Annotated in this window: 12 protein-coding genes; 6 read left to right on the top strand and 6 right to left on the bottom strand. The window is 51.2% G+C overall.

Annotated elements, in window-relative coordinates; translation table 11 throughout:
- Positions 1 to 8: 8 nt before the first annotated feature.
- The 4 genes from gspK to NFC81_RS07820 are packed head-to-tail and all read left to right on the top strand — an operon-like array spanning position 9 to position 3,366.
- Complete coding sequence (gspK, locus tag NFC81_RS07835) at positions 9 to 938, top strand: type II secretion system minor pseudopilin GspK (RefSeq protein WP_304993929.1); 930 nt, start codon at positions 9 to 11, stop codon at positions 936 to 938.
- A gap of 14 nt (positions 939 to 952) precedes the next feature.
- A complete protein-coding gene (gene gspL, locus NFC81_RS07830) occupies positions 953 to 2,209 on the top strand; it encodes a type II secretion system protein GspL (RefSeq protein ID WP_304993928.1) in 1,257 nt (418 codons plus the stop codon).
- Positions 2,206 to 2,697 carry a type II secretion system protein M gene (gene gspM, locus NFC81_RS07825; protein WP_304993927.1) on the top strand — a complete coding sequence of 164 codons (492 nt, stop codon included), beginning with the start codon at positions 2,206 to 2,208 and terminating at the stop codon, positions 2,695 to 2,697. Before gspL ends, gspM begins: the two co-directional genes overlap by 4 nt.
- A gap of 30 nt (positions 2,698 to 2,727) precedes the next feature.
- Complete coding sequence (locus NFC81_RS07820; protein WP_304993926.1) at positions 2,728 to 3,366, top strand: GNAT family N-acetyltransferase; 639 nt, start codon at positions 2,728 to 2,730, stop codon at positions 3,364 to 3,366.
- A gap of 44 nt (positions 3,367 to 3,410) precedes the next feature.
- Here the strand turns inward: NFC81_RS07820 and NFC81_RS07815 are convergent, their stop codons facing one another.
- The 3 genes from NFC81_RS07815 to NFC81_RS07805 form a co-directional block, all read right to left on the bottom strand.
- A complete protein-coding gene (locus NFC81_RS07815) occupies positions 3,411 to 6,152 on the bottom strand; it encodes an EAL domain-containing protein (RefSeq protein WP_304993925.1) in 2,742 nt (913 codons plus the stop codon).
- A gap of 60 nt (positions 6,153 to 6,212) precedes the next feature.
- A complete protein-coding gene (locus NFC81_RS07810) occupies positions 6,213 to 7,100 on the bottom strand; it encodes a tripartite tricarboxylate transporter substrate binding protein (protein ID WP_304993924.1) in 888 nt (295 codons plus the stop codon).
- Positions 7,101 to 7,196: 96 nt separating this feature from the next.
- Positions 7,197 to 8,141, bottom strand: coding sequence for a tripartite tricarboxylate transporter substrate binding protein (locus NFC81_RS07805; protein ID WP_304993923.1), 945 nt, complete (start codon positions 8,139 to 8,141; stop codon positions 7,197 to 7,199).
- A 169-nt stretch (positions 8,142 to 8,310) separates the two neighbouring features.
- Here NFC81_RS07805 and gorA point away from each other — a divergent pair, with 169 nt between their 5' ends.
- Both gorA and glpX read left to right on the top strand, forming a co-directional pair.
- Positions 8,311 to 9,648 (top strand): glutathione-disulfide reductase, encoded by a 1,338-nt coding sequence (gorA, locus tag NFC81_RS07800; protein ID WP_304993922.1) that lies wholly within the window; start codon positions 8,311 to 8,313, stop codon positions 9,646 to 9,648.
- An 83-nt stretch (positions 9,649 to 9,731) separates the two neighbouring features.
- Positions 9,732 to 10,739, top strand: coding sequence for a class II fructose-bisphosphatase (gene glpX / locus NFC81_RS07795; RefSeq protein WP_304993921.1), 1,008 nt, complete (start codon positions 9,732 to 9,734; stop codon positions 10,737 to 10,739).
- 76 nt (positions 10,740 to 10,815) lie between these two features.
- On the opposite strand, the gene speA is transcribed toward glpX, so the two are convergent.
- The 3 genes from speA to dinB form a co-directional block, all read right to left on the bottom strand.
- Positions 10,816 to 12,720, bottom strand: coding sequence for a biosynthetic arginine decarboxylase (speA, locus tag NFC81_RS07790; protein WP_304993920.1), 1,905 nt, complete (start codon positions 12,718 to 12,720; stop codon positions 10,816 to 10,818).
- Positions 12,721 to 12,840: 120 nt separating this feature from the next.
- Positions 12,841 to 13,560 carry a transporter substrate-binding domain-containing protein gene (locus NFC81_RS07785; RefSeq protein WP_304993919.1) on the bottom strand — a complete coding sequence of 240 codons (720 nt, stop codon included), beginning with the start codon at positions 13,558 to 13,560 and terminating at the stop codon, positions 12,841 to 12,843.
- Between the two features lie 89 nt (positions 13,561 to 13,649).
- Entirely contained in the window at positions 13,650 to 14,714 is a 1,065-nt protein-coding gene (gene dinB, locus NFC81_RS07780; RefSeq protein ID WP_304993918.1) for a DNA polymerase IV, read from the bottom strand.
- Positions 14,715 to 14,890: the final 176 nt, after the last annotated feature.

Below are 14,890 nucleotides of genomic sequence, written 5' to 3'. Positions count from 1 at the left end.
GTGGCAGTTTGCAAAGACAGCAGGGCGTGGCACTGATACAGGTGCTGCTGGTTTTTGCACTGCTGATGGCCATTGCGACACAGATTGCTTTTCGCCAAGGGGTAGCCATTGCTACCGCAAGCTACACCACGGAATATGCGCAAGGACAATCGTGGGTGCAGAGTACGGAGTCATTGGCCAAGGCAGACTTGGCCATCGATTTCAGCTCGCCATTAGACCCTGACTACTGGGGCACCTGGTCGCCAGAATACGCGCTGGACCCGGAACTCGATATCGGTACGGCCCAGTTTCGCTTGTTATCACTGCAGGGAAAATTCAACCTGAATTGGCTGCACCCTGATGCGAACCGCCCGGAAGCGCAAGAACAATTGCAACGATTACTAGCGGCGGAAGGGTATGAGCAAGCCTGGGCCAACCGCATTGCTGACTGGTTCAGTTCGGTCAGTGGAGCCGAGTTTGAGTATCGTCTAGTACGGCCGGGTTACCGACCATCGTTTCTACCCTTGGCCGATGCCAGTGAACTGCGTTTACTCGCACCGCAAAGCGGTGCCTTGGAGCCGTTAGACCTCGGCGACTGGGGGGCGATTCTGCCAACATGGTCGAAACTGGACGTGACCAGTGCGTCCGAAAGTGCCATACGGGCGCTGCACCCAGATCTAGGTACCGAACATTGGCAAGCATTACAGTCGGCGATCGATAATGGGTTATCGAGCGTCGATGACTGGCTCGGCATGGAAGAAATGGAGCCGCTACTCGGCCAACTTAAAACAGAGTGGTTCACCCATGAAGGCGAGTTTTACCGCATGGAAGCTCGCGTCCGTTATCAGGAACGGCTACTCTATCTGACCAGTTGGATTCATCGTGGGCCTGATGGAATAATGACCGTCTATCAGCGCAGCCGCTTGCCACTGAATGTCGAACTGGATGCTGCTGAATAAATGATTGGATTATCATGAAATCTCAAACCGTTTTTGTATATCCCGATAGTCGATTGGAGCATTTCCAATGGCTGTTGGTTGACCAAGGTGAGTTGCAGCAAGTCTGGGCCGGTGATAGAGCACAGATGCAACACAGCCTGCAGGCGTTTACTGGCATAGGGCCCGACTGTGTCGTGGTGCTGCCGGTGGAAGTGGCCTTACATTCGTTGGTGGAAGTACCGCGTAAACAGCGTCGATTTTTATCCCGCACATTGCCCTTCATACTCGAAGGGCAGACTGCACAGAACATTGAAGAGCTTCACATTGTCGTCGGTAACTATCAGCTGGGAGACCGTGTGAGTGTATTGGCGGTGCCACATGCTTATCTTGAGGAGCTGCTGGGCATATTCGATGAATTGCCGATGACTCCCAGTGCCGTACATGTCGACAGTGAGCTATTAAGTAAAAGTGATCCGAACGCCTTACATATCAGTTGGTACGATGACCGTTTGCTGGTCAGTGCGCTGGGGCGTGGCTTTTCCTGTACCCGAGGAAATCTGTCAAGTTGGCTTGAGCGGGTGATTCCAGACAGTAACGTAGCCGCTGCGGTTAAAATGACCCTGGGACCAGGGCGTGAAGCCGAAGGCAGCACTCTAGAGGCGGAGCTCGTGCAGTCATACGATGACGTATCGGCGCCCATAAAAGGTGCTCCGCACCCGCTGGAGACGTTGGCCTTGTTGTGCTTAACCACGGGTAGAGTCACCAATCTATTGACCGGTCCATATGAACCTGAAACGTCGTTTGCGCGTTATCGGCGATACGTTCCCGTGGGTGCCACAGCGCTTGTCATGCTGTTGTCGGCGCTGGTTCTGCATACCGTGACTGAAACCCGCCAGATGCAACAGCGCGCCGAAACAACGTGGCGGTTTGTCGCCGAGCTGTATGCGCAGGCCAGTGGTGATGAACGCCCTTTTAATCGCGTGCAGTTCCGTCCGATCGTGGAGTCTCGACTCAATCAGGCGGGTAATGTGCAGGGCGAAGCGGTGTTCCTGAATTTCTTGCAGTTGGTCAATCAATCGATGCAGGGCGTGGAGGTGCAGTTGCAGGAAATACGCTATGCGGGTGATCGTGGCGAGATACAAATGCAGGTCATAGCGCCCAGTACAACCGAGTTAGAAACCTTGCGGCGTCAGTTGGAAAATCATTCAGTGCAAGTCAGCTATTCGGCTGGTCGCGTTGAAGCAGGTTTTCGCGGAAACTTCCAGTTGCAATGGTCGGGAGGTACTCAATGAATCAACTGCTGCAGAGTATGCGAGACCGCTGGACATCCTACGACACCAATGAACAACTTATTATTGGAGGCGTCGGGGCGTTAGCGATCGTGGTGTTTCTTTGGCTATTGGTTATACAGCCCGTCGCCAACTGGCGCGAACAGACCGCGCGCGACTTACAACGCGCCGAGGATAGTTTGCAATGGCTCAGCCGCGCTGCACCCCGATTACGCCAAGTGTCGCTTAACGAAGGTCCAGGGGCTGTTTCACAACAGCAGAGTATGACCAACATAGTCAGTGAGGCAGCCCGCCGCAACAATGTTAGTCTGACGCGTTTTGAACAGAGTGGTCAGAACGGACTGCGATTTTGGTTGGATGATCAACGGTTTGATTTAACCTTAGCGTGGCTCGCGGATCTTGAGTTGCAAGGCATACGTGTTGATCAGGTTACTATTAGCCAAACTAACAACCCTGGATTGGTAACGGTTCGTGGTGTATTTTTACGTTAACAATGAATAATAAATAGAGTAATTCCGCCAATGACCCTTAACGCTGAGCATTCCACCGTAGTTCGATTGGACCGATCCAGTGCGCCACATATTCGTTCTGTACTGTTTCATAGCTATCGCGACGAGCCAACGTACCAATATCTGCTCGAGGCCCATCGGCCGGGCTACAATCAGCGTTTGCGTGCTACCCTGCGAGAGTTGGTACGTCTGCATTTTGAACGTGACGAAGTAGTCTTAGGGGTAACTGTGGGCGATCCAGCTCGGTTGGTTGGTGTGATATTCCTGAGTGATATTGAATTACGACAAGATATTTCTCATCGTGTAATGTGGCACTTCAAGTTGATTCTAACTGCAGGACTGCAAGCAGCGCGTAACTTCACCCAGTACTTTAACCAAGTACAAGCGGCATTGCCGGAGGCCCCTCACAGAATGGTCAGCCTCGTGGGGGTGTTACCGGAATTTCAAAAGCAAGGCATTGGTAGAAAGCTTATGAACGCAGTTCATGAGATCTGTGCCCAAGACAGTATATCCGAGGGTGTCTACCTAGATACCGGTAACAATGCCTACTTACCGTTCTACGAGGCGTTGGGGTATCAGCGCTATGCGACTGTACAGTTGAAGTCCTTGGCCGAAGTCATACTCTTTCGGCCAGCGACGGTCGACGGCTAACATACGTTGAGCGCTTAAGGTCTTACGCGCTTCCCAAACGCCTTTTAGTTCATCCGCATGTCTTTCAAGCGTACTGGGCGTCCGAACAAATAGCCTTGATACTCATTGCAGCCGTAAACCTCGAGACGTTCACACTGTGCGGGCGTTTCAACGCCTTCAGCAATCACCGAAATACCCAAACCATTCGCCAGAGAAACAATGGTACGCGCGATATTAGAGTCTTGATTGTCGAACGCCAAGTCACGTACGAAAGACTGGTCAATTTTCAATTGATCCAAGGGGAGTTGTTTCAAATAAGACAGTGAGGAATAACCTGTCCCAAAGTCATCCAGTGAAAATGACACGCCATGGTCACGCAGCTTATGCATTTTATGAATGGTGTCTTCAACATCGTGCAGCAACATACTTTCGGTTAACTCCAGTTTTAGCTTCTGTGCATTGGCGCCAGTCTCTGCAATAATGCTTTTCACTTGTTCTACAAAGTCGGCTTGATGTAACTGCCGCGCACTGATATTGACCGACAGGGTTAATTGCGCAGTTATTGAGTCCTTCGCCCAGTCGGCCAGTACTTGGCATGCCGACTTCAGCACCCATTCGCCGAGCGGCAGTATCAAGCCTGTTTCCTCAGCAACAGGAATGATTTCTCCGGGTGTTGTAATGCCTCTTGTGGGATGGTTCCAACGCAATAATACTTCTGCGCCGATCAGTTGATGCTGTTGATCGACCTGAGGCTGAAAAAACAACACGAACTCATCGTTCTGCATACCCTTACGAATGTCATTTGCAAGCGCTGCATGCTCGAGCACACGAGCCTGCATGGTCGGATTAAAGAAACGGCGAGTATTGCGGCCAGCAGCCTTCGCTTGGTACATGGCCAAGTCTGCTTGTTTCAGCAATTCGTCTACTGATTCCTTTTCACCTTGGAATAGGGTTAAGCCAATGCTCAGTGTGCTGAACTGCTCAATGCCAGCAATGTAGTAAGGCTGGGGTAGGGCCTCGAGTATTTTTTCCGACATGATCTCAGCTTGTTGTGAAGCTACCTCAATGTCAGGGTCTAGATCTTCCAATAGAATAATAAACTCATCCCCACCAATGCGCGCTACCGTGTCATTGCGTCGCACGCAACCGAGCAAGCGATTTGCTACCTGCTTCAAGAGTTGGTCGCCGACATCGTGACCACGAGTGTCATTCAAGGTCTTAAAATCATCGAGGTCGATGTAGAGAATGGCTCCAGAATTCTCATGACGCTCACCAGAGGTAAGAGCTTTCTCCAGTCGATCCATCAAAAGTTGGCGGTTGGGCAGTCCTGTTAACTGGTCATAAAACGCTAACTGCGTAATTTTGGTCTCTGCCGCTTTGCGTTGCGTGGCATCAATCAGGGTGACGACGTAGTTGATGATGGTGGAGTCGTCTTCTGAACGCACCGCAGTGATACTCGTCCATTGTAAGTACTCTTGGCCGTCTTTACGCTGATTCCATATTTCGCCTTGCCATGAACCATTTACGTTCAGGGTTTGCTCTATTTGTTCAAAGTAGTTCGCTTCATGACGTTCAGACTTAATGAAATCGAGCGGCTGGCCTATGGCTTCTTCTGGTGTGTAACCAGTAATGTCAGTAAAGCCTTCATTGACGCGCAGAATAGTGCGGAATTGGTCAGTGACCATCATGCCTTCGGCCGACTCAAATACTGTCGCGGCTATATTTAGGTCATGCACCATCTCTTGCATTGCGAAGCCAACTTGGTTGTATTCAATGATGCCACCTGGAGAATACTGGCGGCTGCGATCTCCTGTCTTGATCGCCTTGATGTACTGCATGAGCTGGCCAACGCTGCGGTTATGACTGAGGTGTACCAGCCATGCTGCAACGATGAGGAAGAAAAGAAATCCGCCAGACAGCAAAAAGAAGAGTTGTTGGTAGCTTTCGGTAATGGAAGGAAAGCGATCGTTCGAGATCCCTACCTCGGCCCAAAGTGAGTCGTTGTTGGCGCCTAAAAAAATGGGTGAACGCAATAGATTAACGTCATTAATAACGACGACCTGGTTGAGCGGTGCATGCCGGTTGACGGTCGTCGCGAAATCCACACCAGCGTACCGGATAAGTACTCCATCATTTATACCCACTTTAAAAATATCGACATCAGCACGGCCTGCAATTTCTTCGATAAATGACCGGTTTTGGCCAATAGCCAAACCTACGAACATATAGCCGCGTAACTGTATAGTGGCGGGGTCAAAAATGGGGACAGACTTGATAATGGCGGTGAGATGCTGCGTGTTCACCAGACTCCAGTGATTGGCATAATGAAGAGGGGCTCGCAGTTCGCTGATGAAGGTCGAGGTGGTATACAACGGCGAGCCAGCATCAAAAACCAGGTTGCCAGCGGGGTCAACGATATAGAACAAGTCAAGATTGGCGCCGAGAGCAGAGTCTTGGAACATGAATGCCATGTCCTCAACCATAAGATCAATACCTTGCGTATTGACTTCTGGCTCATTGACTAACGAGGTGAAAATACGATTGGCTGCTGCACTTTGCAGATAGACATCAAGCAACCCGAGGCGCGTTTCGATCAAGTTCACAATAGTGCGATGACGTTGTTGCAGGGCACCCTGAATTTCAGCCTCTAAGCTCTGTTCGGCAGTACGAACGGAATAAGCCATGCTGACTAATAGTGCGAGCAGCCCTAAAGCGCCAAAAAGCAGAGCAATTCGGGTTGCGAATTTTAATTCGAACAAGGCCCCGCGCTTTCCAGCTAGAGGCTGCTCTGGGTGTTGCTCTAACATCGGCACTCCAATACTGCTTTTAAGTTCCGGTTAATGCGCCGTACTGACCAACAGTCGAGTTTATTCATCGGTCGAGTTTAAAATCAGCAGTTTGTACTCTTCAACTTGCTCGGCGAACAGTTTATTCAACTGTTCCTCGTCCATAAAAACGACAGGCATTTTAATCGTTTGCTCAGTCACTGCGATGAAACGTGGGTCTTCAACGGCTTGTTCGAGCGCTCGTCTCAATATGTCGACTTGGTAGTCTGGCGTATTGGCTGGTACGGCAATTACTCTCACCGCATGCATACTCACGTCGTATCCGAGTTCGCGCAATGTCGGGGCGTCAGGATAATAGACTAAGCGCTCGTCGGCCAAGCTTGCTAGCACATGCATTTGTCCTGATTCAGTATAGGCGCTGTGTGTGCCTCCGCTAAAGGCGAAATGAGCATCACCCGACAAAATCAGCGGTGCCATTCCGGCACCACCCGTGGTGGGCACAATGCGAAAGGTCAGACCCTCTTGATCGGCGATATGGTTAATGATGAATCTATCTTGGATGTTCTGCGTGGCATATACAGTGCCCGGGTTCGCCCGGGCGTACTCTAAAAACCCGGCCCAGTCGGTAAATGGCGTGCTAGGCCCTGTCACCAGGGCTGCTTGATCCAGAGTAACACCGGCGACATAACGGAAACTCAGGTGATTATAGGATGCACGTGAGGCTAAGGGCGAAAAAGTAAAGGGTAGGGAGAGACCATACTGGAAAATATACCCTTGATCAGGACTACTGGCCAACATGGCGGCTGCCACGGCGCCACCTGCACCTGATTGATGCAATAACTCAACGGGTTGGCCTAAAATTTCAGCCAGTATAGGGGCAAGTACCTGGGCCTGCACGTCTGTACTGCCGCCTGGATTAAAGCCAATCAGCATCGTTAATGGTCGGTTCGGAAAGGTATCAGTGGCCATTACGGCTGCTGAAAAGCTTAGCCATAAACAGCTAACGATCAGTAGCTGGCTAAAGCATTTTTTTTTCGATAGTGCACTGTTACAGGATGTCATGGTTCAATTCCCATATTCGTTGATCAGCCATAGGTATTCCTCCATCTGGCGATCGAAATACTCGGTCACTTCCTGTTCATCATAGAAAACAACCGGCAGACGTACTCTGTCGGTTGCAGCGATAAATCGAGGGTCTAAGGTCGCTTGTTGTAAAGCATGTGACAGTATCCCTACCTGATTGTCAGGAGTATTGGAGGGAACTGCGACAACACGTGGGTTCTGTAAACTAATTTGATAACCGTATTCTCGCAAGGATGGCACGTCGGGGTAACCGATTAAACGCTCATCAACGAGACTGAGCAAGACCACCATATCTCCAGATTCCGTGTATTGGGTATGGGTTCCTCCGCTGAACGCAAAATCGACATCTCCAGAAAGTATCAGAGGTGTCATGCCAGCTCCTCCCGTTGTTGGGACTACACGCAAATTTAAGCCCTCGCGCTGGGAAATCATGTTCAAAAGGTACCGGTCTTGAGGTGTTTGAGACGCAACAGTCAAACTGGAAGCCCCTTGACCATATTCGATGAACTCTGACCATGTTTTAAAGGGCTTTACGCCTCCCGTTACTATGGCGGACTGATCCAAGGCAAGTGCTGCAACATAACGAAAACTGTTAATGTTATAGGACGCAGGAGCAGTCAGCGGCGTGAAGGTATAAGGCAGGGACGTGCCAAACATAAACACATATCCTTCTTCGTCGCTACTGGCCAGCATGGCGGCAGCCAAGCCACCTCCTGCACCCGGTAGATAAAGTATGTTAACCGGTTGCCCCAGCACATCCTCCAGCACAGGCGCTAGCGCTTTTGCCTGGATATCAGTACTGCCACCCGGATTAAAGCCTACGATCATAGTTAAGGGACGATTGGGAAAGGCGCTCTCAGCCGCGTTCACAGTGCCAACAATGTACAGTAATGAGAAGAGTAGGGCGCACAGCGTTTTATTATGCATAGAGTACTTCTTTGATCGCTGAAGTGATGCTGTTTAGCCATTTAACTGTGTTTGAGTTTAGAAGCGCCGGGGAACTTTGTCTAGGTCGGTAAGTCACGGATCTGCTGTGCAAACGCTCTATCTGTTAAGATGTAGATAAAGATTCCCTAAAATTAAGGTTGAGACGACTATGGACTTCGACTTATTTGTTATTGGTGCCGGTTCTGGTGGGGTGCGTGCCGCTCGCATGAGCGCGCAGATGGGTGCCAAGGTTGCCATTGCTGAAGTCAGCGATTTGGGTGGAACCTGTGTAAATGTAGGTTGTGTTCCGAAGAAGCTGTTTGTCTATGCTGCCCAATTTGCACAAGGCTTTGTCGATGCTAGAGAGTTTGGTTTAGATACTGCTGTACCGCATTTCGACTGGGATCGATTGCGCGATAACAAAGACAAAGAAATTGCTCGGCTTAACGGTATTTATGGCAATTTGCTGGACGGCGCCGGAGTTGAGCTCATGCGCGGCCGCGCCACTATTACCGGGCCAAATGAAGTCACCGTGAACGGTGTTTCATACAGCGCAAATCGGATTCTAATAGCTACCGGTGGTTGGCCGTTTGTGCCCGAAATCGAGGGTAAGGAGCACATCATTACCAGCAATGAGGTCTTCCATCTTAAAACATGGCCGAAGCGGGCTGTGGTGATAGGGGGTGGCTATATTGCTGTTGAATTTGCCGGCATCTTTAATGGTACGGGTGTTGACACCACCTTAGTGCATCGTGGTGATAAGGTTTTGCGTGGTTTTGACGCCGATACCCAAGCCTTTGCTCAAGAGCAGTTTGCGGTATCCGGAATCAACTTACAAATGAAGGCTGAAGTAACCCAGGTCACCAAGACGGGTGATAGTTACTTGGTCGGCCTAAACACTGGAGTCACCTTAGAGGCCGATCTTGTGCTCGGTTGTACCGGGAGGGTACCCAATACACAGGGTCTTGGGCTGGAGAGTGTTGGCGTCCTCACTGCATCAAACGGTGCTGTGGTGGTTGATGAGTCCTTCGCCACCAATGTCCCCTCAATCTTTGCTGTGGGCGATGTCATTGGGCGTGTCGCGCTCACGCCAGTGGCTTTGGCGGAGGGCATGTATCTGGCCCATGAATGGTTTGGTGAAGGCGGTCGGCCGGTACGTTACGATGCGATTCCGACCGCGGTATTCTCTCAGCCAAACATCGGTACGGTTGGCCTAACGGAGGAAGAAGCGCGCAAAACTCACGAGGTAGAAATCTATCGCAGTAGCTTTAGGCCGATGCAGAATACAATTTCAGGTAACCCACTGCGTGCCATGATGAAACTGATTGTCTGCAAGAAAAGCCGGAAAATACTGGGGGCTCATATGGTCGGACCGGATGCCGGTGAAATCATGCAGGGCATTGGCATCGCTTATGCCATGGGGGCCACCAAAGAAGACTTTGATCAGACCATAGGCATACACCCGACCGCGGCCGAGGAGTTCGTGACCATGCGTGAGCCGGTCTGAAATGATCCCCCTATAATTGACCCTTGGAGAGGGCGTGATAGAATCGCGCCCCTTCTGATACCTCGCAACGGAATCTCTTCGATATGAAACGTGATCTAGCCTTGCAATTTTCCCGCGTTACCGAAGCCGCTGCATTGGCCGGACATAAATGGCTTGGGCGCGGCGATAAGATGGCTGCCGACCAAGCAGCGGTCAGTGCCATGCGCAGCTTACTGAACAAAAGCGAGATTGACGGTGAGATCGTCATTGGCGAGGGTGAAATTGATGAAGCGCCGATGTTGTACATCGGCGAAAAAGTAGGCTTGGGTGGTGAGCCCGTCGATATCGCGGTCGACCCCATTGAAGGTACCCGAATGACGGCCATGGGGCAATCCAACGCCATCGCTGTTTTAGCCGCTGGCGAACGCGGTTGCTTTCTCAAAGCCCCCGATATGTATATGGAAAAGCTCGTGGTAGGCCCAAACGCGCGTGGCACTATCGACATCGATTTGCCATTGGCCGAGAACGTAAAAAACGTCGCCAAGGCGCTTGGCAAAAGCCTAAAAGACATGACCGTTGTGACGCTCGCCAAGCCGCGCCATGACAAAATGATAGCCCTGCTGCAAAGTATGGGCGTGCGGGTGTTTGCCTTACCCGATGGCGATGTGGCAGCTTCTATCTTGACCAGCGTACCTGAAAGTCAGGTCGACATGATGTACTGTGTGGGCGGTGCTCCAGAAGGCATTATCTCCGCCGCCGTTATTCGCGCCCTAGGTGGTGACATGAATGGCCGTCTCGTGCTGCGCAAGGATGCGAAGGGCGAATCACCAGAGAACATTGCTGCCAGTGGCATTGAGGCGGAACGTTGTGCTGGCATGGGCATTCAAACCGGCGTGGCGTTACGCCTGCAGGACATGGTGCGCTCTGATAATCTGGTGTTCTCAGCGACCGGCATTACCAAAGGCGACTTATTGGAAGGCGTATCGCGTGACGGTATTCTTGCAACAACGGAAACCCTGTTGATTCGCGGTAAGTCGCGCACGGTGCGTCGGATCAAGAGCACGCATTATCTGGATCGGAAAGATGATGAAGTAAAAGCGCTGATTATTTAATGAAAAAGCGGGCTTTTAGCCCGCTTTTTTAGCTATTTGGATCGACCAATTGACCGAAAAAGGGGTTCAAACCCCTTTAAGCTTCAGGCTGATCCAGATAAGTGGTGTCATTCAATCCATTGGTCATCCACAGCATGAATTCGTCGTGCTCCTTCACCGTTAAGTCTGACTGTTTCACCTGCTTCTCCAGCGCACTCAGCAGCAGTTGCGGGTCAAAGTTCACAAACTGCAGCACCTTGCTGACGGTATCGCCCCGTTGCCAATGCGATAACTCAGCCTCGCCTTCATCATTGAAGACCACGTTCACTGCGTCGGTATCACCAAACAGGTTGTGCAAATCCCCCAAGATTTCTTGATAGGCACCAACCAAGAAAAAGCCCAACAAGGAATTGGCCATTTCCATGGGCGGGTAGGGCAGAGTGGTTTCAATGCCTTCACCATCCACGTAGTGATCGATTCGACCGTCCGAGTCACAGGTGATATCGCGGATAACACCACGTCGTGTAGGCTCTTTATCCAAGTCCTTCAGTGGAATGATCGGAAATATCTGCTTGATCCCCCAAGCGTCCGGGAGGGACTGAAACAATGAGAAGTTGGCGAACATCTTGTCGGCCATTTGCTCATTCAGCTCATCCAAAATCAACCGCTGTGGTCGTTTTGCTGGGTTCAGGGTTTTCATCAAATGAAAGGCTGTTGCCCGCATGATCTGTTCGCACTGTGACCGCTCAGTCAGGCTCAACTGCCCATGAGTAAAGGCTTGGTTAATGTCTTGTGTAAAGGTCACAAGGTCATGATGCACTTCAATCAGGCTGCGCTCACGCGCCAGCGCATCGCAGTAGTTTTGCCAGATATCCATCAACAAAGGCAGACTGTCTGGTGCAGGCTCTTCCAGTTCGTGTACCGCATTGCGTTCGATGCCAATGACGTTGGTCATCAACACGGCGTGATGCGCGGTTACGGCACGGCCGGACTCACTGAATACGTCAGGGTGCGGCAGCTCGTTCTGAATGGCCGCCTCGCGAAAAGCGTGCACTACCTTCTTGGCGTATTCGTCCATGGAGTAGTTCATGGAGCACACATTGCGTGACGCAGTACCCTCGTAGTCAACCCCCAGACCACCACCGACATCCACCACATTGATCGGCATGCCCAGCGTACACAACTCGGTATAAAAACGAGCGGCTTCGCGTAAGCCCACTTGAATGTCCTGAATGTTGGCGATCTGACTGCCCAGATGGAAGTGCAGCAATTGGAACGCCGCTACTTTGTTACGACTTTGCAAAATCTCAATGGTGCGCAGGATCTCACTGGCTGACAGGCCAAATTTCGACTTATAGCCTCCGGTGTCTTGCCAGTTGCCTTTGCCCACGGTCGACAAGCGTGCACGGACCCCGATGCGTGGTTCAACACCGAGTTCATCAGCAATATCTAGGACATCAATCAACTCACTGGACTTCTCCAGTACGATGTAGACTTTGTGGCCCAAGCGCTCACCCACTAAGGCTAGGCGGATATAGTCTTTATCTTTGTAACCATTGCACACAATGGTCGACTTGCCGGGCTCGGCAACCGCCAACACGGCCAGCAATTCAGGTTTGCTGCCGGCTTCTAGGCCGATCTGACCATCAAGCACGCGTTTCTGGCCTTCAACGATTTCTTCCACTACATGGCGCTGTTGATTGACCTTGATAGGGTAAATAGGCGTAAAACGGCCTTCATATTCTTCCTGCTCAATAGCACGCGCAAAGCTACCGACCAGATTTGCCACGCGATGGTGCAGGATGTGTGGGAAACGGATCAATACGGGTAACTCAAGACCTTTGTCCTGAACCAGTTCAAGTATCCGAGTGAAACTGACGGATGATGACGATTCAGGATCTTTGACGGTTACATCGCCGTTTTCAGCGATATCAAAGTAGCCTGCACCCCAGCGATTAACGTTATACAAAGCTAAGCTGTCTTGAGATGTCCAGTTGGTCACCTGCTTCCTCCTATGGTTGAGTTGCGCAGTCTAAGGCTAGTCGTTACACAAACCAACAGCAAGGAGGGTGGAAAATAACGAGCGTAGGTTGCGAAAGCGTGCTTTGGCGATGAAATGGACTTAACGATAACCATCAATAATGGCGTCTATGACACCGTTGTTACGGTAATCTTCTAAAACGTGGTCAATAGCCTGTACGGTTGCTGTTTCCATCTCCGCATTACAGGCCAGCCAGAGCGTAAAAGCTTCAGGACTTCGTATCGCGGGATATACGGTCATATCTTCTAACGCGGCAATATAAGCGCCGCCAATTGAGCCAGCTAGCCATAAATCGATACGATCACGATCCAGCTTGTGCAAATTGGTCGAAATCTCTGTGGTACGCTCGATGTTAAGTCCTTGCCGCTCCCCCCAGTCGGTGTAAAAGTCGGCAGTCTGACCGCCGACTCGATACACCAATGCATCGTCAAAGGTGCTAAGGGCTGGGAAATCCGGGTTGAGGCTAAAGAGCGTAATGTATTCGGTGCTGAGTGGGCCAGCCCACTGATAGATGTTTTCTCGCTCGGTTGTTCGAGCCGCCGAAAAGAAACAGGCGTTTGTTTGCGTTTGCGTCCAAACCTGTGCTCTGGCCCAAGGAACTACTTGAAAATCGACTTCTAGATGCAACTCTTCGGACACCGCACGCAGAACCTCGGTATTGATACCGCTGGGTTGGTCTCCATCCATAAAACTGAACGGTGGATAGTCTTCGGTGTAAAACACCAGAGGCAACTGCGTCGCTGCGACATTACCGGACCCGATAAACAGGCTGCCGAGTAAAATAAATAGCCAGTTGTTCATAGCAAAGTACTGACGAACGCTGTTAGTACATTCTAGTATACTCAAAAAGGGTAGCTTTATCTCAGCAGGATTGAAATTGATCCATAACTTTAACCATCAAAGGGTAACTCTAATTGGCGGCTTGATTGATTCAACAGTCCGGCCTGCAAGCCGACCAAGCGCACAGGTTTGCCATGACCGCGTTGCCAACCCTGGGCCACTAATTCACGTATGTCATCGGCAGAGATGTCTTGGCAGCGCTTTTCCGCGGTGGTCAGCAGAAAGTCGTTGAATTTCAGCTTCACGCTGATCGATCGGACATAGCGTTCAGCACCGGCGTTGACGAGGCGATCTTGCAGTCGGGGCCATAGTTCCATTGCTTTAGCTAGGCAGGATTCCTGCGAGGACAAGTCCTCCATCAACGTCCGCTCGACCCCGACCGACTTGCGTTCACGACTGGTTTGAACGGGGCGGTTGTCTATACCTTGCGAGCGCTTCAGCAGCTGTTCGGTCATCGAGCCGCAGTGGCGAACCAGAAAGTCCAAGGGTGCTTCCTGCACGTCGCTGCACAGGTACAGACCTAATGATTCCAAGCGTTCAGCACCTTTCTTACCGATGCCCGGCAACTTGCGCAAAGGAAGGTTACGTACAAAGGCACTGACATGCTCTGGCGCAATCACATAGAGTCCGTCAGGCTTGTTCTCGTCACTGGCGATTTTCGCTAGGAATTTATTCGGGGCGACGCCTGCGGATGCAGTTAAACCGGTCTCTTCAAAAATAGTTTGGCGCAGGTGTTCGGCAATGCGCGTGGCGCTGCCAGAGAAGAGTTCGGAACCGGTGACATCCAGGTATGCCTCATCCATCGATAAGGGCTCAATAGCGGTCGCGTAGCGCTCCATGATAGAACGAATGTGCTGGCTGGCTTGACGGTACTTCTCCATATTACCTGGCACCAGAACTAGCTGGGGGCAGAGCTTGAGCGCATGCGCCGTCGCCATAGCTGACTTCACACCAAATTGCCGAGCAGGGTAGTTACAGGTCGCCACTACACCACGGTGCACCGAGCCTGCGATGGCAATGGGTAGAGTACGCAGCTCGGGACGATCACGCATTTCCACCGCAGCGAAGAAGCAGTCCATGTCCACATGGATGATTTTGCGTTGCGGCCCGTTCACGTCATTGCACCAATAAACTGTTTATATATACAGTATAATAGCCAAAAGCCTATGCAAGTAAAGGCGTAGATTCGTGTCGCGTGCAATCTGACCGAAAAAATGGTGCTTGAAAAAAAGGCGCGGGCCCCCCATCTATTCAGTCATTGTTGCTACTGACGCTCGGCCTTGCTGGGTAG

The sequence above is a fragment of the Salinispirillum sp. LH 10-3-1 genome, assembly GCF_030643825.1.
GTDB lineage: Bacteria > Pseudomonadota > Gammaproteobacteria > Pseudomonadales > Natronospirillaceae > Salinispirillum.
Note: the sequence above shows the minus strand (reverse complement) of the source record. Positions and strands in the feature narration are given on the sequence as shown.